Source organism: Kribbella sp. CWNU-51 (genome assembly GCF_054073265.1).
Genome location: NZ_JBSXMZ010000027.1, coordinates 11,577 through 29,422 on the forward strand (window position 1 = coordinate 11,577; position 17,846 = coordinate 29,422).

General features: G+C 68.9%; 14 protein-coding genes. 4 read left to right on the top strand and 10 right to left on the bottom strand.

The window, feature by feature from the left end:
* The first annotated feature begins 59 nt into the window (after window positions 1-59).
* Window positions 60-1,505, top strand: a complete 1,446-nt coding sequence (locus ACXC9Q_RS27980; protein WP_457059607.1) for a gamma-aminobutyraldehyde dehydrogenase — start codon at window positions 60-62, stop codon at window positions 1,503-1,505.
* Here ACXC9Q_RS27980 and lysA read toward each other — a convergent pair.
* From lysA to ACXC9Q_RS28010, 6 genes are all read right to left on the bottom strand, one after another.
* Entirely contained in the window at window positions 1,502-2,749 is a 1,248-nt protein-coding gene (lysA, locus tag ACXC9Q_RS27985) for a diaminopimelate decarboxylase (RefSeq protein ID WP_457059608.1), read from the bottom strand. The genes ACXC9Q_RS27980 and lysA overlap by 4 nt on opposite strands.
* Window positions 2,746-4,101, bottom strand: coding sequence for a pyridoxal phosphate-dependent decarboxylase family protein (locus tag ACXC9Q_RS27990; protein WP_457059609.1), 1,356 nt, complete (start codon window positions 4,099-4,101; stop codon window positions 2,746-2,748). The genes lysA and ACXC9Q_RS27990 overlap by 4 nt, the downstream gene beginning before the upstream one ends.
* A gap of 2 nt (window positions 4,102-4,103) precedes the next feature.
* Window positions 4,104-5,024: a universal stress protein gene (locus ACXC9Q_RS27995; protein WP_457059610.1), complete on the bottom strand. Its 921-nt coding sequence runs from the start codon at window positions 5,022-5,024 to the stop codon at window positions 4,104-4,106.
* The gene (locus tag ACXC9Q_RS28000) at window positions 5,021-6,475 is read right to left on the bottom strand and encodes an amino acid permease (RefSeq protein WP_457059611.1); all 1,455 of its coding nucleotides are present in this window, start codon (window positions 6,473-6,475) and stop codon (window positions 5,021-5,023) included. Before ACXC9Q_RS28000 ends, ACXC9Q_RS27995 begins: the two co-directional genes overlap by 4 nt.
* 91 nt (window positions 6,476-6,566) lie before the next feature.
* Window positions 6,567-7,592 carry an agmatinase gene (gene speB / locus ACXC9Q_RS28005; RefSeq protein WP_457059612.1) on the bottom strand — a complete coding sequence of 342 codons (1,026 nt, stop codon included), beginning with the start codon at window positions 7,590-7,592 and terminating at the stop codon, window positions 6,567-6,569.
* Window positions 7,593-7,616: 24 nt separating this feature from the next.
* Complete coding sequence (locus ACXC9Q_RS28010; RefSeq protein ID WP_457059613.1) at window positions 7,617-8,810, bottom strand: serine hydrolase domain-containing protein; 1,194 nt, start codon at window positions 8,808-8,810, stop codon at window positions 7,617-7,619.
* A 99-nt stretch (window positions 8,811-8,909) separates the two neighbouring features.
* Here ACXC9Q_RS28010 and ACXC9Q_RS28015 point away from each other — a divergent pair, with 99 nt between their 5' ends.
* Window positions 8,910-9,899, top strand: a complete 990-nt coding sequence (locus tag ACXC9Q_RS28015; RefSeq protein WP_457059614.1) for a serine hydrolase domain-containing protein — start codon at window positions 8,910-8,912, stop codon at window positions 9,897-9,899.
* Here ACXC9Q_RS28015 and ACXC9Q_RS28020 read toward each other — a convergent pair.
* On the bottom strand, window positions 9,892-10,794 hold the full coding sequence (locus tag ACXC9Q_RS28020; RefSeq protein WP_457059615.1) for a serine hydrolase domain-containing protein: 903 nt from the start codon (window positions 10,792-10,794) through the stop codon (window positions 9,892-9,894). The two genes, ACXC9Q_RS28015 and ACXC9Q_RS28020, sit on opposite strands and share 8 nt — an antisense overlap.
* A gap of 89 nt (window positions 10,795-10,883) precedes the next feature.
* On the opposite strand from ACXC9Q_RS28020, the gene ACXC9Q_RS28025 reads away from it, so the two are divergent.
* Entirely contained in the window at window positions 10,884-12,323 is a 1,440-nt protein-coding gene (locus tag ACXC9Q_RS28025; protein WP_457059616.1) for a biotin carboxylase, read from the top strand.
* Between the two features lie 6 nt (window positions 12,324-12,329).
* On the opposite strand, the gene ACXC9Q_RS28030 is transcribed toward ACXC9Q_RS28025, so the two are convergent.
* Together ACXC9Q_RS28030 and ACXC9Q_RS28035 are read right to left on the bottom strand one after the other, a co-directional pair.
* Window positions 12,330-12,665, bottom strand: coding sequence for a hypothetical protein (locus ACXC9Q_RS28030; RefSeq protein WP_328520190.1), 336 nt, complete (start codon window positions 12,663-12,665; stop codon window positions 12,330-12,332).
* Between the two features lie 71 nt (window positions 12,666-12,736).
* Window positions 12,737-13,126, bottom strand: coding sequence for a VOC family protein (locus tag ACXC9Q_RS28035; protein WP_457059617.1), 390 nt, complete (start codon window positions 13,124-13,126; stop codon window positions 12,737-12,739).
* A gap of 145 nt (window positions 13,127-13,271) precedes the next feature.
* On the opposite strand from ACXC9Q_RS28035, the gene ACXC9Q_RS28040 reads away from it, so the two are divergent.
* Window positions 13,272-16,703, top strand: a complete 3,432-nt coding sequence (locus ACXC9Q_RS28040) for an error-prone DNA polymerase (protein WP_457059618.1) — start codon at window positions 13,272-13,274, stop codon at window positions 16,701-16,703.
* Between the two features lie 309 nt (window positions 16,704-17,012).
* On the opposite strand, the gene ACXC9Q_RS28045 is transcribed toward ACXC9Q_RS28040, so the two are convergent.
* Window positions 17,013-17,825, bottom strand: coding sequence for an LLM class flavin-dependent oxidoreductase (locus ACXC9Q_RS28045; RefSeq protein ID WP_457059619.1), 813 nt, complete (start codon window positions 17,823-17,825; stop codon window positions 17,013-17,015).
* Window positions 17,826-17,846: the final 21 nt, after the last annotated feature.

Genomic DNA, 17,846 nt, shown 5'->3' on the forward strand with positions numbered 1-17,846 from the left:
GGTGGCTGAGCCTAGATTGAGGGAACGGGCACGGGATCGTCCGCCGCGAGGGGGTTGTCATGCCGGACAAGCAGGTCTTCCACAACGTCATCGGCGGCAAGGTCCAGGCCGCGGCGTCGGGCGCGATGATGGACATCGTCAACCCGTCCACCGGCGAGGTCTACGCGTCTGCGCCGAACTCCGACGAGCACGACGTCGACTTGGCCTGCCAGGCCGCGGCGAGCGCGTTCGAGACCTGGCGCTGGTCGACGCCGAGCGAGCGGCAGCACGCCCTGCTGAAGCTGGCCGACCTGATCGAGGACGGCGCTGAGGAACTGATCGCGATCGAGAGCGAGAACACTGGCAAGCCGGTGGCGCTGACCCGCTCCGAGGAGATCCCGCCGATGGTCGACCAGATCCGGTTCTTCGCCGGTGCGGCGCGGGTGCTGGAGGGCAAGTCGTCCGGTGAGTACATGCGCGGATTCACCTCGTCGATCCGGCGTGAACCGATCGGCCCGGTCGCCCAGGTCGCGCCCTGGAACTACCCGATGATGATGTCGGTCTGGAAGTTCGCCCCGGCATTGGCCGCCGGGAACACGGTCGTCCTGAAGCCATCCGACACCACGCCGGCGTCGTCGTACTGGATGGTCGAGCGGATGCAGGAGATCTTTCCGCCCGGCGTCTGCAACCTGGTCTGCGGCGACCGTGACACCGGCGCCGCGCTGACCAGGCACAAGGTCCCGCGGCTGGTCTCGATCACCGGATCGACGCGGGCCGGCATGGCCGTCGCGATGGCGGCCGCGGCCGATGTGAAACGGGCCCATCTCGAGCTCGGCGGCAAGGCGCCGGTGGTGGTCTTCGACGACGCCGACATCACGGCCGCGATCGAGGGCATCTCGGTGGCCGGCCTGTTCAACGGCGGCCAGGACTGTACGGCGGCCACCCGGGTGCTCGTGCAGCAAGGCATCTACGACGAGTTCGTGCAGGAGCTCACCGACGCGGCCCAGCAGACGCGGACCGGCTACGACCCCACCGACGAGGACATCCTGTACGGGCCGATCAACAACGCCAACCAGCTCGGACATGTGTCCGGCCTGGTCGACCGGGCGCCCGACCATGCCCGGGTGACGACCGGTGGCCATCGGATCGGGGAGACCGGCTACTTCTACGAGCCGACGATCGTCGCGGACCTGCGTCAGGACGACGAGCTGATCCGGACCGAGATCTTCGGCCCGGTCCTGACCGTGCAGAAGTTCGCGGACGAGGACGAAGGGCTCCGGATGGCGAACGACACCGAGTACGGCCTGGCCTCCTCGGTGTGGACCACGAATGTCAACACCGCGGCCCGGATGTCCGCCCGGCTCGACTTCGGCTGCGTCTGGGTGAACACGCACATCCCGCTGATCGCCGAGATGCCCCACGGCGGCTTCAAGCACTCGGGCTACGGCAAGGACCTGTCGATGTACGGACTCGAAGACTACACGCGGATCAAGCACGTCATGCTCCATCACGGCTTCGAGGGTTAGTCCACGTCCCGGGCCATCAGGTCGTCCCAGGTCTCCCGGCGTACGACGAGACGCGCGGCGCCCTGGTCTGCGAACACGACCGGGATCCGGCGGTTGCCGTTGTAGTTGTTCGCCATCGTGTAGCAGTAGGCGCCCGTGGCGGGCACGGCCAGCAGATCACCCACGCGCGGATCGGCCAGCGGTACGCCGTCGACCAGGACGTCGCCGCTCTCGCAGTGCCGACCGACCACGGTCACCATCTCCGCGGGACCGTCGAAACGCCCGACGATGCCCGCCTCGAACCGCTGCTCGAACAACGCGACCTCCAGGTTGTCGCCCATCCCGCCGTCCACCGCGACGAACGTGATCACACCCCGCTTCACCGTCGTGACCTGGTAGATCGTGGTCGCCGCCGTACAGACCATGCTGCGTCCAGGCTCGATGATCAGTTGGGCGGAGGCGGGGAGGTGCTGCTTCGCCGCGCCGGTCAGGGCGTCCAGGTACGCCGCTACCGTGGGCGGCTCGTCGGCCCAGGTGTACCGGGCGCCGAGCCCACCGCCCAGGTCGTACACCTCGAACTCGCCGAGCCGGGCGACCGGCGCGACCGACTCGGCGAACGGTTCGACGTCAAGGATCTGTGAACCGACATGGACGTGCAGTCCGCGCATCCGCAGCCGTGGGCTGTGCTCGATCCGCCGGATCAGCCGGGCCGCGTCGGCCGGCGACAGACCGAACTTCGAGCCTTCGTGACCGGTCAGCACATGGCTGTGGGTGTCCGCGGTGACGCCCGGAATGATGCGCACCAGCACGTCCTGCGAGCGGCCGGTCGCTTCCAGCCGGTCCACGTCGTCGGCGTTGTCCACCACGACCAGGCCGATACCGTGCTCGACCGCGAGCGCGATCTCCTCGTCGCTCTTCGCGTTGCCGTGCAGCACGATCAGCGCCGGATCGACACCGGCCTTCAACGCGGTGAGGATCTCGCCGCCGCCCGCGACATCCAGGCCGAGTCCTTCCTCGACCATCACCCGCTGGACCGCCGTACACGGGAAGGCCTTGGACGCGAACACGACGCGGGAGTTCGGCCAGCGGGCGGTCAGTTGGTCGCGGTACTCGCGGGCGCGGGCTCGGAGTGCTTCCTCGGCGACGACGAGGACCGGCGTACCGAAGTCGGTGGCGAGGTCGTCCGCGCGGCAGCCGCCGACCACCAGGGTGCCGTCCGCGTCGAGCCGGCTCCCGGCTGGGAAGAGCGAGAGCAGGTCGCTCATGGCCCTGTCCGGGCCAGCACCTCACGAACCACCTCGAGGCTGGTGCCGGGATGGAGGAACGCGAACCGGCCGATCGTCTCGCCCTCCCACTTGCTCGGCGGGATGAACGCGACCTCGTCCTCGTGGAGTTGCCGCGCCCACTTGTCGTAGTCCTCACCCGACCAGCCCAGCCGCCGGAACAGGACGACGCCGAGGTCGGGCTCCCGGATCAGTTCGAGGTGCGGCGTGGCCTTGATCAGCCCGGCCGTCTCCCGGGCCAGGCGTGCGGCGGTCTCGATCGCCTCGCGGTACGCGTCCACGCCGTACACCGCGAGCGAGAACCACAGCGGCAGACCACGGGCCCGGCGGGTCAGGTGGTAGGCGTAGTCGGTCGGATTCCACTCGCCGTCGGACACATGGATGACATCCAGGTACGACGCGTCCTGGGTGTGCGTCGCCCGCGCGAGCTCGGGATCGCGGTAGATCAGGGCGCAGCAGTCGAACGGGGTGAACAGCCACTTGTGCGGGTCGAGGATGAACGAGTCGGCCTGCTCGATCCCGGCGTACTTCGGCCGGAGTGAGCGCGCGAAGATGCCGGAGCCGCCGTACGCGCCGTCGACGTGGAACCACCAGCCGTGCTCGTGGGCGAGCGCGCCGCAGCCGGCCAGGTCGTCGATGATGCCGGCGTTGGTGGTGCCCGACGTACAGACGAGGGCCGCGATGTTCGACGGATCCGGATCGGCGGCGACCGCGGCGCGGACGGTATCGGCGGTCAGCCGGTGGTCGGGCGTGTCGACGACGAGGGCATCCAGCTCCAGCAGACGCAGTGTGTTGACGATCGAGGAGTGGGCGTCGGTGCCGACGACGACACGCAGGCGGCGATCGGTCCCGAGCCGTTTCTTCGCGGTTTCCCGGGCGACCGCCAGCGAGGAGAGATTGCCGGCCGAGCCGCCGGAGACGAAGCAGCCACCCGCGCCCGGCGGCAGCCCGGCTTCGTCGGCGATCAGCCGGAGCACGGTGTTCTCGGCCGCGATCGCGCCGGCGGCCTCCAGCCAGGAGATGCCCTGGATCGACGCGCAGGACACCAGCATGTCGAACAGCAGGCTCGCCTTCGTCGGCGCCGCCGGGATGAACCCGAGGAAGCGCGGACTGTCGGCCGAGATCACGCTCGGCGCGATGACGGACGAGTAGACCCCGAGCACCTCGTCCGGGTGCCGGGGCGCGTCGCGGATCAGCCCGTCGAGCCGTTCGTACAGCTCGTGCGCGGGCAGCGTGTTGCGGTCGAGCGGCACGGGATCCATCCGCAGCCGGTTCTCGGCGTACGCGAGGACGCTGCGCACCATCTGCTCGGTCGTCTGGTCGACTTCGTGCATGGTCAGGCCTCGGTGGCTTGGCCGGCCAGCTCCTCGGCCCGGCTGCGGGGAACGACCAGGACCGGGACGGGGGAGTGCCGGAGGATCTTGGTCGCCCGGGAGCCGAGGAACACCCGCGCGACCGGCCCGAGGTCGCTGGATCCGACCACCAGGACGTCACCGGGATCCCAGCCGACGTCCTCGATCGCCTCGGCCCAGGTCGGGCCGGACCCGATCACCGTCTCGACGGCGCGCGGATGCTCGGGCAGGTGTTTCACCTGCGCGAGCGTGGCGGCCACGGACTTGTCCAGCTCGGCCCGCCACTCGTCCATCACCAGGTCTTCGGAGTCCGTTCCCAGCCTGGTCGTGTACGCCGGCCGGGACCACACGGCGAACGTCGCGATCCGCAGCGATGCGCCCACGTCAGTGCTGATCGTGGCGGCTGCGAGCACCAGGTCCTCGGCGCTTTCGGTGCCGCCGAAGGCTGCGGTCACCCGCGCCACGGTCTGGTCCACCGGACACCGGAATCCCCGCGTTGCCAGGGCGAGCGAGACATGCGAGCTGTGCAGCAGCCGGTCGGTCACACTGCCGAGCGCGATGTGACCGAACACGCCGGCCGACGACGAACCGAGCACGATCAGCCGGGCATCGTGCTCTTCGGCGATCTCGAGCAGACCAGCCGGCGCCGACCGCGCGCTGTGCCGGATGTACGCCGTCGGCACGTCACCCGGCAGAAAGCTCCGGGCCCGCTCGAGGGCCTGGTCCGCGCCCTGCGCGAGGTAGTCCTGGTACTCGGCGTCCACGCGGGCCATCCCTGGCACCCACGGCGCCGGTACGACGCTGCAGACGATCAGATTGTCGTGCGCCGACCGGGCCAGCATCGCCGCCAGGTGCAGGGATGCCTTGCCCCGCTCGTCGGAGCCGTAGCCGACGATCATCGTCATGGCTGCGGCCCGTCCTCGTCGTGGATCAGCCCGACGTGCTCGTGCCGGCCGAGGTGCGAGTGCTTGAAGCCGTAGAAGAAGTAGAAGATCAAGGCGACCGCGAGCCAGATCAGGAACACCTCGATCGTCACGATGCGCAGGTCCTTGATGATCCAGAGGCAGCCCGCGATCGACAGGATCGGGGTGACCGGATACCCCGGCACCTTGAAGCCGCGCGGCAACTCCGGATGGGTACGGCGCAACACCATCACACCGATCGACACCACCAGGAACGCGACCAGCGTGCCGATGCTGGTCATCTCGGCCAGGAAGTTGATCGGGATCAGCCCGGCCAGCAGGGCGATCACCACTGCGACGATGATCGTGTTCGGCACCGGCGTGTGGGTGCGCGGGTTCACCTTGTGGAACAGCTCCGGAATCATCCCGTCGCGAGCCATCGCGAACAGGATCCGGGTCTGGCCGTAGATCACGATCAGCGTGACGCTGAAGATCGAGATCACCGCGCCGGCGGCCAGCACGCTGGCCGGCCAGGTCGACCCGGTCACCTTCTCCAGGATCGCGGACAGACCGGCCTCCTGGTTCTCGAACTCGCCGGACGGCTGGGCGGCGACCGCGACGAGCGTGACCACGATGTAGAGGCCGGTGACCGTGACGAGCGCGATCAGGATCGCCATCGGCATCGTTCGCCGCGGGTTCTTCACTTCCTCACCGGCCGTGGAGACCGCGTCCAGGCCGATGTAGGAGAAGAAGATGATGCCGGCCGCGGAGGTGATTCCGCTGAGCCCGAACGGGGCGAAGTTCGACAGGTTGTCGGAGTTCCAGCCCTGTAGTCCGAGGACGACGAACAGCAGCAGCACGCCGATCTTGATGCAGACCATCACCGCGTTGGTCTTGGCCGACTCACTCGCGCCGCGGATCAGCAGCAGCGTGCAGAGTGTGACCAGGACGACCGCGGGCAGGTTGAACACGCCACCCTGCTCGGGCGCCTGCGACAGGCTGTCGGGAATCTGGAAGCCGAAGATGTTGTCGAACAGCTCGTTCAGGTACTGCGACCAGCCGACCGCGACGGCGGCAGCGGACACGCCGTACTCCAGCAGCAGGCACGCGGCCACTCCGATCGCCGGCAGCTCGCCGAGCGTCGCGTAGGCATACGAGTACGACGAACCCGAGACGGGGACCGCGCTCGCCAGTTCGGCGTAGCAGATCGCGGTCAGCCCGGCCACCGCACCGGCGATCACGAACGACCAGATCACCGCTGGTCCCGCGACCGGCACGGCCTGCGCGAGGACGAAGAAGATTCCGGTACCGATGGTGGCGCCGATGCCGAACATGGTCAGCTGGAACAACCCGATCGAGCGGACCAGTTCGCTCTGACCGGTGTCCGAGCCGCTCTCCTGCGACATCTCCGGGACCGGCTTGCGGCGGAACAGTTGCTGCAGAGTCATCGCCATGGTGCCTCCCCTCGATGGAGGTGCCCACCCCGTCTCCGCCACCCCTACCTTTCATCGGAGTGTGGCACTCGCGTTCCGCGCAGGGAACAGGTCAGCCCGGCTCGGGACGATCGCTCAGCAAGGGGTGAGCGGGATCCCACCGGGTGCCGTCGCGTTCGTCCTGGCGCTTGCGGGCGATCGCCGACACCGCTTCCAGTACGACGCGATTCGCCAGCGCAGCCGTGATGTCGGCGTGGTCGTACGGCGGGCTCACCTCCACCACGTCCATCCCGACCACGGGCAGCTCGAGGCAGATCCGCCGTACGGCGTCCAGCAACTGACGAGCGGTCAGGCCGCCGGGCTCGGGCGTCCCGGTGCCGGGGGCGTGGCCGGGATCGCAGACGTCGATATCGACGGACAGGAAGACGCCGTCGCAGTCGTCGGTCGCGATCGTGAACGCCTCGGTCAGGCACTCGTCCAGGCCGCGGTGCACGATCTCGGTCATCTCGTAGGACCGCATCCGCTGCTGGGCCATCCAGTCCAGCGTGTCCGGCGGCGGCCAGTACCCGCGCAGCCCGATCTGCAGGAAACGGTCGCCGCGCAGCGCCCCGGACTCGATCAGCCGGCGCATCGGCTGCCCGTGTCCCCACAGCGAGCCGAACTCGATGTCGCCGGTGTCCGCGTGCGCGTCGAAGTGCAGCATCGACACCCGGCCGTGGCCGAGCACGTTCGCGACGCCCTTCGCGTCCGGGAACGCGATCGAGTGATCACCGCCGAGCACGATCGGGATGGCGCCCGAGCGGGTCACCCGCTCGACCGCGGCTTCGAGCGCGGGCAGCGCGACCTCGATGTCGCCCGAGTACATCTCGACGTCGCCGGCGTCGACGACATGCAGGTCGACCAGTCCGTCGGTGCGCAGGGCCAGGCTCGGCCGCGATCCGTCATGGCCGAGATAGTCCCGCATCCGGATCGCCATCGGCCCGAACCGGGCGCCCGGCCGGTGCGAGGTCCCGCCGTCGAACGGCGCCCCGAGGATGACCACCTGCGCATCCGCGTACGACGCCGGGTCGTCCAGATCGCAGATCGGGACTCCGAGAAAGGTGAAGTCCGGGCCGAACTGCTGGCCGTAGCGGCTCATCTCCGGAGTCTCGCACCCCGGCCATCAAGCGTCCAGCCGCGCGCCGATCGCTCCGAACGCCCGCAACGTGTCGATCAGGTACGCCGTGTTCTGCGGGTCCGGCCACGACGAAAGCTTCACGCCGACCGTCCTGGTCGCGCGTTGGACGTAGACCATCTGGCCGTGAATCCCCAAGCAGACAAGGGCTGTCCCGCGTTGGGTCGGCACGAACCAGAACTGGTTGCGATACCACCCACCGGGCAGCACGGCCTCGTTGTCCGTGCCCGCGAACGCGTCCCGCACAGCGAAGGGCGGCTGCCAGGCATCGGTGAGCCACTGGGCCGGCACCACCTGACCACCATCGTCGAGCAGCAGTTGACCGAAGCGGAGGAGATCACGGGCGATCGCCGAGATACCACCGTCGTGCACCGCGGAACCGACCGGATCACAGGTGATGTCGGCGTCCTGCTCGGCGCCCATCGGGATCCACACCAGGCTCGACACGAGGTCCGCCATCCGGGTCCCGGCCGCGCGCTCACACACCCAGCCGAGCATGTCGGTGTCGGCCGAGCGGTACGTGAACGGTCCGCCGTGGTCGGCCGCCGTACCCAGAGTAGCGAGGTAGCGGTACATGCCGACCGGATCGCCGTCGAGGCTGGGCCGCCAGCCCATCGACCGCTCCATCACGCGGACCTCGGCGTCGACGGCCTGGTAAGTCTCGCTGAACGCCACCCCGGTGCGCATGTCCAGGAGATCCCGGACGGTCGCGCCGTCGTACCCGGACCTGGCGACCTCGGGCACGTACGTCGTCACTGGAGCCATGGGATCGAGTACGCCGCGATCGGCGAGGATCCCCGCGACACAGCCGACGATCGACTTCGACACCGACATCAGGAGATGTGGGGTGTGTGCGGTCATCCCGGCGAGGTACTGCTCCTCCACGATCACGCCGTCGTGCAGGACGATCAGCGCGTCGGTCCAGGTGTCCGCGAACACGCCGCCGGCGCGCGTAGTCGATCCGTCGAGGCGGGTGACCGGGGTCGCCTCCACGGTCGGATCGAGCGCGGTGGTGAGTGGGCTGACAGTGGCCGGATCGGCCGGGATCGCGTGCGTCGGCATCAGTTCGCGCATGTGCCGGAAGGCCCAGCGCACGTTCGGCGGGTCCTGCCAGCCGGCCAGGTCGACGAGGGTGTCGTCCGCCGGCGGAAAGCCTGTCATCCGGTCGTCGGTGGCTTCCATGCGACTACCATCGCACCATGCTCTCGCCGGGCACACTGCCGACCCAGGGTGTTTCCCGCGGGGACGGTCCGGTCCGGGCTCTTCCGGCACGTTCTTCCGATGTGCTTTCGACGCCCGTCCGCAGATACGACGGCACGCGCGTACGACGGCACGCGCGCGACCGTGGCCGACGTACTGGCCACTACGCACACGGACGCCTTCGTGATCGCGCGGAACGGTGTGGTGGTCGCCTCGGGTGGCGTGCTGGATCAGCCACAGGCGGTGTTCTCGATCACCAAGTCGATCGTCGGTTGCGTCGCCGGGATCCTCGCCGACCGCGGCGTACTCGATCTCGATGCCTTGGTCACCTTCTATGTTCCGGAGCTGACGGACAGCGGCTATGGCGGTGCCACTGTGCGGCAGGTTGCCGACATGCGGAGTGGGGTGCATTTCGAGGAGGACTACACCGACCCGCGTTCCGACGTACAGCGTCTGGACCGATGGCTGGCCGACAAGCACGCTCTGTACGACTTCCTGCTGACGCTGCGAGCCGAGGCGCCACATGGCAGCCGGTTCCTGTACCGGTCGGCGGAGACCGACGTACTGGGGTGGGTTTGTGAACGTGCGGCCGGACCGCCGATGCCGGACCTGGTGTCGTCGCTGGTGTGGACACCGCTGGGCGCGGAACACGATGGTGAGTTCCTGACCGACGCTGACGGCACAGCTGTGCACGATGGTGGTCTCGCGGTGACAGCTCTCGATCTGTTGCGCTTCGGCTTGATGCTGTCGGACCAGCCGAGGTGGATGCGCCGGGCCTGGGCCGTCGACGCCGAGGCACGCAACGACTTCCTGGCGTCACCGGCCGAGGCGTCCTTTCCCGGTGGCTGGTATCGCGGCCAGTTCTGGTTCCGTCCCGGCCCACACGGCAATGTCCTGCTCTGCTTGGGAATCCACGGCCAGATGCTGTACGTCGGCCGCCGTACCCGCACCGTCTGCGTGAAACTGTCCAGCTGGCCGGACGCCCAACATCCGGCGTACCTCCAAGACACCCTCCGCGCGTTCGACGCCATCGGCGCTCTCACCCCGTGGCGCCGCAGCTCGCTCATCTGAGCCGGTCGAGGACCAGCTCGTGGATCGCATCGAGCAGGGCTACCTCTGCCTCCGAGTGTGCGGTGACCGTGACGGTGGTTCGTGTCTCGGGGCAGACGAGAGCGTATTGGCCGTAGCGGCCGTCCATCCGGTAGATGCCGGCCCGGTCGATCCAGACGCCCAGCCCGTAGCCGAGGGTGAACCGCTCTCCCCAGTCGAGAGCGCTGGTGTCGACGCGTTCGACCGGCATCCGTCGGACATAGGCCGCCGGCAGAACCTGTGCGCCGTTCCACTCACCTTCTTGCAGCAGCAATCTGGCAAAGCGGGCGAGCTCCTCGGTGCGAAGGAAGAGGTCGCTTTCGGCGAACGGATAGCCACGTGGACAGGTGTGCCACGGCGGGTTGTGCAGGTCGAGCGGTGCGAAGAGGCGAGGCAGGAGATAGGACCGCACGTCGGCGCCGGTGACCCGCTCGACGACTCGGCTGACTGCGTAGACGCCCGAACCGGTGTAGGCGAACCGGCTCCCGGGGACCGCGTCGAGCGGCGCGGCGACGATCTCCTGGAGCAGGTCCGTGGCCTCGATCCGCTCGTCGGCGTACCACTCGTGGCTCGTGCCGCTGGTCATGGTCATCAGTTGGCGCAAGGTGACGTCCTCGACCCCGTCCGCGGCGATCGGCCGGAGTTCGGGGAGGTGATCGAGGAGCCTGTCGTCGAGAGTGAGGCGTCCCTCGGCCTCGGCGAGCCCCACCGCGACCGAGGTGAACGTCTTCGCGATGGAGTAGAGGTTGACCCGGTCGTCGGAGCGGACCCGGCGCTCGACCGGCGGCCCGCCTTCGCGGTACAGGTGGATCCCGTACACGCCCAAGCCCCGCGCCCGATCGGCGCGGAGGAAGTCGTCGAGCACATCGTCGCGCACGGTCGAACCGTACCTCTCACCGGCAGCCGACGCGATGACAGGACGTTCCCACGGACCTACTGTGAAGGGACCAGGGGAGGGGTGGGGCGATGAACCCGAAGCTGAACGGAATCGCCGAGATCCGTACGTTCTTCCGGACCAACACCCAGCCGATCTACTGCTTCGGCCCGACCGCGTTCAACCTGCTCGGCATCGACCGCTGGGTGCGCAACTTCCAGTACGTCGTCTACTACGACTCCTGGGACGGCGCCCACCCGCGGGTGTTCGCGCCGAAGAACCAGCCGTACGTCGAGTTCGAGTCGAGCGAACAGATCAACAACTACCTGCTCCGCGATCCCGAGGTGCGGACCCATCTGCAACGGCGCGGCGGTACGCCGATGATCGTGATGGTGTTCTTCGACGAGGAGACCGAGGAGATCTGCCGCGAGCTCGGGTACGAGTTGATCATGCCGTCGGACGAGTTGCGCCGCCGGCTCGACTCGAAGATCGTCACCACCCAGCTCGGCAACGAGGCCGGCGCGCCCTCGGTCCCCAACGTGATCGGCACGGCCTCGTCCTGGAAGGAACTCAAGGAGCTCGCCGCGCTGAACGAGCTCGGCCGCGACCTGGTCGTGCAGACGCCGTACGGCGACTCCGGCAAGACCACGTTCTTCATCGCCGGCAAGAAGGACTGGGAGAAGTACGCCGAGGACATCGTCGGTGAGCAGCTCAAGGTGATGAAGCGGATCGACAACAAGGCGGCCGCGGTCGAGGCCTGCATCACCCGGCACGGCACCATCGTCGGACCGTTCATGACCGACCTGACCGGCTATCCCGAACTCACGCCGTACAAGGGCGGCTGGTGCGGGAACGACCTCTTCCCCGAGGCGCTGACGCCGGTGCAGCGGGCGCTCGCGATCGACCATGTCCAGCGGCTCGGCGAGCGGCTCGCACGGGAGGGCTATCGCGGGTTCCTCGAGATCGACGTACTGGTCGACCTGGTCACCGACGAGGTGTACCTGGGGGAGCTGAACCCGCGGATCTCCGGCGCCTCCTCGATGACGAACGTGACCGCGGGCGCGTATGCCGACGTACCGCTGTTCCTGTTCCATCTGCTCGAGTTCATGGACGCGGACTATGTCGTCGACGTGACCGAGATCAACGATCGCTGGCGTGACCTGGCCGCGGTGGACGTCTGGGCGCAGCTGATCATGAAGGAGCCGGCCGACCGGGTCGAGCGCATCCTCCAGGCGCCCCGGACCGGGACCTGGCACCTCGACGAGGACGGCCGGTTCGAGTTCGTTGGCGTGAGCAACGACTGGCACGACGTCACGCACGAGGACGAGGCCTTCTTCCTCCGCGTCTACGGCCCCGGCGACTACCGCTTCAAGGGCGCCGACCTCGGCATCCTCGTCACCAAGGGCCGGATGCAGAACGCGGAAGGGCTGACCCAGCGGAGCCGCCGCTACATCGCCGGCATCCGCTCCCAATACGTCTCCGAGACCCTGCCCGAGCCGCCGGCCCTGGTGCCGATCGGCTACGTGAAATAGCCGCGGCTACAGGGGTCTGAGGTCCGAGCCGGGGATCCAGGCGACGCGGCCGTCCTTGTCGCAGAAGCGGCCGAGCCACTCGCCGTTGTCGCGGATCCAGACGTCGAGCTCGCCGGTGGTCCACTCGGCCCGCTGGACCGGCTGGGCGGGGTCCACCTTCCGTACGGCGTCGGCCGGTCGCGGGCCGTGAGCGTCGTACTGGACGTCGAGATCACTGGCTATCCGATGGGCCTCCGTCTCGTCGTCGATATCGATCGCACGCCACCCGTTGACCGCACCGTCCCAGACGCCGAATCTGTTCGATCCGTCGTCGGACGGGCGCACCGTGAACCGACCAAGCATGTTTTCAGATTACCGCCTCTTCGAACACATGTTCTAGTCTTGATGTCGGCAGGACATGTGTGTGATGGCGATCAGGGACGCCGGCCGGCCAGCACGCAGAACTCGTTCCCCTCCGGGTCGGCCAGGGTGACCCAGCTCTCCTCGCCGGTCTGGCCGACGTCGGCGTGCCGGGCGCCCAGGTCGAGCAGGCGGCGGATCTCTTCGTCCTGCTCCCGGTCGGTCGGGTTGACGTCGAGGTGGAGCCTGTTCTTGATCGTCTTGCCCTCGGGCACGCGCGCGAAGGTCAACGTCGGTGGCACCGGGCCCAGGCGGTCCTTGCCCTCCGGCACCAGAGGCGAGCCGATGGTGATCACTCCGTCCTCGTCGTTCTGCACCTCGTAGCCGAGGACCGAGCACCAGAACCGGGCGAGACCGCCGGGATCGGCACAGTCGATCGCAAGCTCGGTGAACTTACTGGTCATATCAGGAACTCCCGCTCGGGTACCGCCTCCGCCAAGACCCTAACCGCAGTGTCCGACGGCTTGCTCCACCGCCCGTCGATGCCTGTGGACAACGCTGGCATGAGTTCGAACATGTGTTCTAGTCTGGTGGGGAGGAGGTGCTGCGATGGGCTACAACAATCCGCCGATCAAGTGGTCGGAGCTGGAGCGGAAGCTGTCGGACCGATCCCGGCCGGGCAGCCACGGCGACCGGCCGGTGACGGCCGACGGCGGCGACAGCCCGGCGTGGTCGCAGCACCGCGGGCCGTACGTGCCGCCGAAGGCTCTCACGGTCCGGCCGGAGAATGCGGTGCCGTATGCCGAGCTGCATGTGCATTCGAACTTCTCCTTTCTCGACGGCGCCTCCCAGCCGGAGGACCTGGTCGAGGGCGCGGTCCGGCAGGGGCTGCACGCGCTGGCGCTGACCGATCACGACGGGTTCTACGGCGCGGCCCGGTTCGCCGAGGCTGCGGCGGCGTACAAGTTGCCGACGGTGTTCGGCGCGGAGCTGTCGCTCGGGCTGACCGGCCCGCAGAACGGCGTGGCCGATCCCGAGGGCAGTCACCTGCTGATTCTGGCGGAGGGGCAGGAGGGCTATCACAAGCTGGCCGGCGAGATCACCGAGGGACAGTTGGCCGGTGGTGAGAAGGGCCGCCCGGTCTACGACCTGGAGCGGTTGGCCGACAAGGGCCGCGACCATTGGGTGATCCTGACCGGCTGCCGCAAGGGCCTGGTCCGGCAGGCGCTGGAGCTCGGCGGGCATGCCGACGGTCCGGCCGCCGCGGGCCGCGAGCTGGACCGGCTGACCGGGTTGTTCGGGAAGGACCGGGTGGTGGTCGAGCTGATCGACCACCACCTGCCCGCCGACACCAGCCGGAACCGGATCCTGGCCGGCCTGGCCGCCGACCGCGGCCTCCCGATAGTTGCCACGAACAACGTTCACTACGCCGCCCCGGCACAGCACAGACTGGCCGCCGCGCTGGCCGCCGTCCGGGCCCGGCGCGACCTGGACACGATGGACGGCTGGCTGCCGCCGAGCGGGATGGCGTTCCTGCGGTCGGGCGCGGAGATGACGGCCCGGTTCCGCCGGTACGACGGGGCCGTGGCGCGCTCGGTGACACTGGCCGACCAGCTGGCCTTCGACCTGGCCCGGGCGAAGCCGAAGCTGCCGTTGCGCGATGTGCCGGACGGGGAGACCCCGATGTCGTGGCTGCGGCATCTGACCTTGAAGGGCGCCGGGCTGCGGTACGGCACGCCCACCGAGCGGCCCGACGCGTACGAGCGGCTGGAGCGTGAGCTGGCCGTCATCGACGAGAAGGGCTTCCCGGGATACTTCCTGATCGTCGAGGACATCGTCCGGTTCGCGCACACCAACGGCATCCTCTGCCAGGGCCGGGGATCGGCGGCGAACTCGGCGGTCTGTTACGCGCTCGGGATCACGGCCGTGGACAGCATCCTCTACAAGCTGCCGTTCGAGCGGTTCCTCGCCACGACCCGGACCGAGGAGCCGGACATCGACGTCGACTTCGACTCCGACCGCCGCGAGGAGGTGATCCAGTACGTCTACGGCAAGTACGGCCGCCACAACGCCGCCCAGGTGGCGAACGTGATCTCCTACCGCCCGAAGTCCGCGGTCCGGGACATGGCCAAGGCGCTGGGGTATTCGGTCGGCCAGCAGGACGCGTGGTCGAAGCAGGTCGACGGGTGGAGTCCGGAGATCACCTCGACCGAGCACGACATCCCGCCGCAGGTGGTGTCGATGGCGAGCGAGCTGCTGAAGTTCCCCCGGCACCTGGGGATCCACTCCGGCGGGATGGTGCTGACCGAGCGCCCGGTGGGGGAGGTGGTGCCGATCGAGCACGCCCGGATGGAGGACCGCACGGTGCTCCAGTGGGACAAGGACGACTGTGCCTGGATGGGGCTGGTGAAGTTCGACCTGCTCGGGCTCGGCATGCTGGCCGCATTGCAGTACTGCATGGAGATGGTTCGCGAGCAGGTGGAGGAGTCGTGGCTGCTGCACACGATCCCGAAGGAGGAGGCCGGAGTCTACGACCAGCTCTGCCGGGCGGATTCGGTCGGGGTGTTCCAGGTCGAGTCGCGGGCCCAGATGGCGACCCTGCCACGGCTGAAACCGCGGCGGTTCTACGACCTGGTCACCGAGATCGCGCTGATCCGGCCCGGCCCGATCCAGGGTGGCGCGGTCCATCCGTACATCCGCCGCCGGACCGGGGAGGAGCCGATCACCTACCTGCACCCGAAGCTGCGGCCGGTGCTGGAGCGGACCATGGGGGTGCCGCTGTTCCAGGAGCAGCTGATGCAGATGGCGATGGCGGTCGGCGAGATCGACGGTGACGAGGCCGACCTGTTGCGCCGGGCGATGGGGTCCAAGCGCGGCATCGAGAAGATCTCGTCGCTGAAGGAGAAGCTGTACGCCGGGATGGCGCGCAACGGGATCACCGGCGACCTGGCCGACGAGATCTACGCCAAGATCGAAGCCTTCGCGAACTTCGGCTTCGCCGAGTCGCACTCGATCAGCTTCGCCCTGCTCGTCTACTCCAGCACGTGGCTGCGGCTGCACTACCCGGCCGCGTTCCTCGCGGCGCTGTTGCGGGCCCAGCCGATGGGGTTCTATTCACCGCAGTCTCTGGTCGCCGACGCCCGCCGCCACGGCGTGGAGGTACGGCGGCCACACCTGCATCTGTCCGGAGTCGACGCCGGGCTCGAGGTGTTGGTGGACGGCCAGGAGCTGTCCGGGCCGACCGGGTCGCCGGAGTGCCTGAAGGATCCGCAGCCGCTGGTGGGTCCGTTCGACCCCAAGGCGCCGTACGACACCACCCTGCATCGCCGTGATGGTGCGTTCGCGGTCCGGCTCGGGCTGTCGGAGGTGCGCACGATCGGGGACAAGGGCGCGAAGCTGATCGTCGAGGAGCGGGAGCGCGGTGGGCCGTTCACCGAGATGGCCGACCTCGTCCGCCGGACCGGGATCACCGCCGCGCAGGTCGAGGCGCTCGCGACCGCGGGGGCCTTCGACTGCTTCGGCCTCGATCGGCGGCAGGCCTTGTGGCAGGCCGGCCGGGCAGCCGAGGAGCGGCCCGGGCAGCTGGCCGGGATCACCGCGGCCGGCCCGCCGCCGACGCTGCCCGGGATGAGCGACATCGAGGCCGACATGGCCGACCTGTGGTCCACCTCGATCACCACCACCAGCCACCCGATGCAGCGCGTCCGCGAGCAGCTCCGTGCCGAGGGCATCCTGTCCGCGGCCCAGCTCCGTGAGGTCCCGAACGGCGCCCGTGTCCGCGTCGCCGGGGTGGTCACCCACCGGCAGCGCCCGGCCACCGCCTCCGGCGTCACCTTCATGAACCTCGAGGACGAGACCGGCATGGCCAACATCGTGATCACCGTCGGCTGCTGGCACCGCCACGCCGCCGTCGCCCGCAACGCCGGCGCCCTCATCATCCGCGGCCGCGTCGAACGCGCCGGCGATGTCACCAACCTCTCCGCCGACCACCTCCAACGCCTCCCTCTAGCCGCCCGCACCCCATCCCGCGACTTCCGCTAGCCGGCCATCGAGGAAGGGTGGCGGCGGGATCCGCCGGATCGCGCTCCGCGAAGGCGCCGTTCCCCAATCACTCAGCTTTCTGGCAGGTCTTCCACCAGGCGGTGGTGCGCCGCAGCTGTCTGAGGGCTGGGTTGGGGGTTAGGACACCCGGTCGGGGGCTGGGACATGGCACGGACTGTCCCAGGTCCCCAGCTCCTGTCCCAGGTCCCCGCGCTTCTCCTGTCTCAGGTCCCCGCGCTTCTCCCGTCCCAGGTCTCCAGTTCCTGTCTAAGCTCCCGCGCTCCTCCTGGCTTAGGTCCCGCGGTTTGCTTACGTGGGTGGGCCGGCGGTTAGGCGGGTGCGGATGTCTCGCATGCGGGCGGGCGAGTGGTGGGGCATTTCCCAGCGGGTTTCGAGCCACCAGGTGGCGCCTGCGTCTGACCAGGGTTTGACGAGGGCGGAGGCGGCGGCCGGGTCGTCGGCGGGGGTCTCGCCCTCGGCGATCACGTCCAGGTCGGGCGAGCCGCCCTCGGCGGTCAGCCACGCGCGGAGCCTGCGGAGGTCGTCGGGTGTGTCCTGGCCCGGTGGGTACTGCGGCAGTACGCCGTCGCAGCGCAAGACGCGCCGCATCGACTTCGGTCGCGGCCAGGCGCCGACCACCCAGATCGGGATCCGTTCCTGCACCGGCCGACCCACCTGCGCGAGATCGTCGCGGGCGCACTCGTAGTCGTAGTGCTCGCCGTGATAGCTGGACCGTCCCGCCCACAGCTCACGGATCAGGTCGATGCCCTCGTCCATCATCGCCGCCCGAGTCCGCAGCTCCAGCTCCTCACCGGTGAGCGGCAGATCCGTCTCGATCGCACCGACCCCGACCGCTAAGGTCGCCCGGCCGGCCGAGATCTGATCCAGTGTCACGACCTGGCTGGCAACCTTCCACGGCCGCCGCCATGGCAGCGGCGTCAGCATCGTGCCGAGCCGGATCCGCTCCGTCCGGGCCGCGATCGCCGTCAGCAGCCCCCACGCATCGACGCCGTACGCCGCCTCCCAGACGAACACGCCGTCCCACCCGGCCTCCTCGGCGAGCACTGCCTGCTCGAGCTGCTCGACCGCCGTCCCACCCGGAAGGATCACTCCGTATCTCATCCCTCTTTCCTACCGGCCTCT

What these genes read in the sequence shown, in the direction of transcription:
- ACXC9Q_RS28025 (WP_457059616.1), top strand. Translation starts at nt 10,884, where the DNA reads ATGAACCCGAAGCTGAACGGAATCGCCGAGATCCGTACGTTCTTCCGG.
- ACXC9Q_RS28010 (WP_457059613.1), bottom strand. Translation starts at nt 8,810, where the DNA reads ATGGAAGCCACCGACGACCGGATGACAGGCTTTCCGCCGGCGGACGAC.
- ACXC9Q_RS28030 (WP_328520190.1), bottom strand. Translation starts at nt 12,665, where the DNA reads ATGCTTGGTCGGTTCACGGTGCGCCCGTCCGACGACGGATCGAACAGA.
- ACXC9Q_RS27980 (WP_457059607.1), top strand. Translation starts at nt 60, where the DNA reads ATGCCGGACAAGCAGGTCTTCCACAACGTCATCGGCGGCAAGGTCCAG.
- ACXC9Q_RS28000 (WP_457059611.1), bottom strand. Translation starts at nt 6,475, where the DNA reads ATGGCGATGACTCTGCAGCAACTGTTCCGCCGCAAGCCGGTCCCGGAG.
- ACXC9Q_RS28035 (WP_457059617.1), bottom strand. Translation starts at nt 13,126, where the DNA reads ATGACCAGTAAGTTCACCGAGCTTGCGATCGACTGTGCCGATCCCGGC.
- speB (WP_457059612.1), bottom strand. Translation starts at nt 7,592, where the DNA reads ATGAGCCGCTACGGCCAGCAGTTCGGCCCGGACTTCACCTTTCTCGGA.
- ACXC9Q_RS28015 (WP_457059614.1), top strand. Translation starts at nt 8,910, where the DNA reads ATGTGCTTTCGACGCCCGTCCGCAGATACGACGGCACGCGCGTACGAC.
- ACXC9Q_RS28040 (WP_457059618.1), top strand. Translation starts at nt 13,272, where the DNA reads ATGGGCTACAACAATCCGCCGATCAAGTGGTCGGAGCTGGAGCGGAAG.
- ACXC9Q_RS27990 (WP_457059609.1), bottom strand. Translation starts at nt 4,101, where the DNA reads ATGCACGAAGTCGACCAGACGACCGAGCAGATGGTGCGCAGCGTCCTC.
- ACXC9Q_RS27995 (WP_457059610.1), bottom strand. Translation starts at nt 5,024, where the DNA reads ATGACGATGATCGTCGGCTACGGCTCCGACGAGCGGGGCAAGGCATCC.
- ACXC9Q_RS28045 (WP_457059619.1), bottom strand. Translation starts at nt 17,825, where the DNA reads ATGAGATACGGAGTGATCCTTCCGGGTGGGACGGCGGTCGAGCAGCTC.
- lysA (WP_457059608.1), bottom strand. Translation starts at nt 2,749, where the DNA reads ATGAGCGACCTGCTCTCGCTCTTCCCAGCCGGGAGCCGGCTCGACGCG.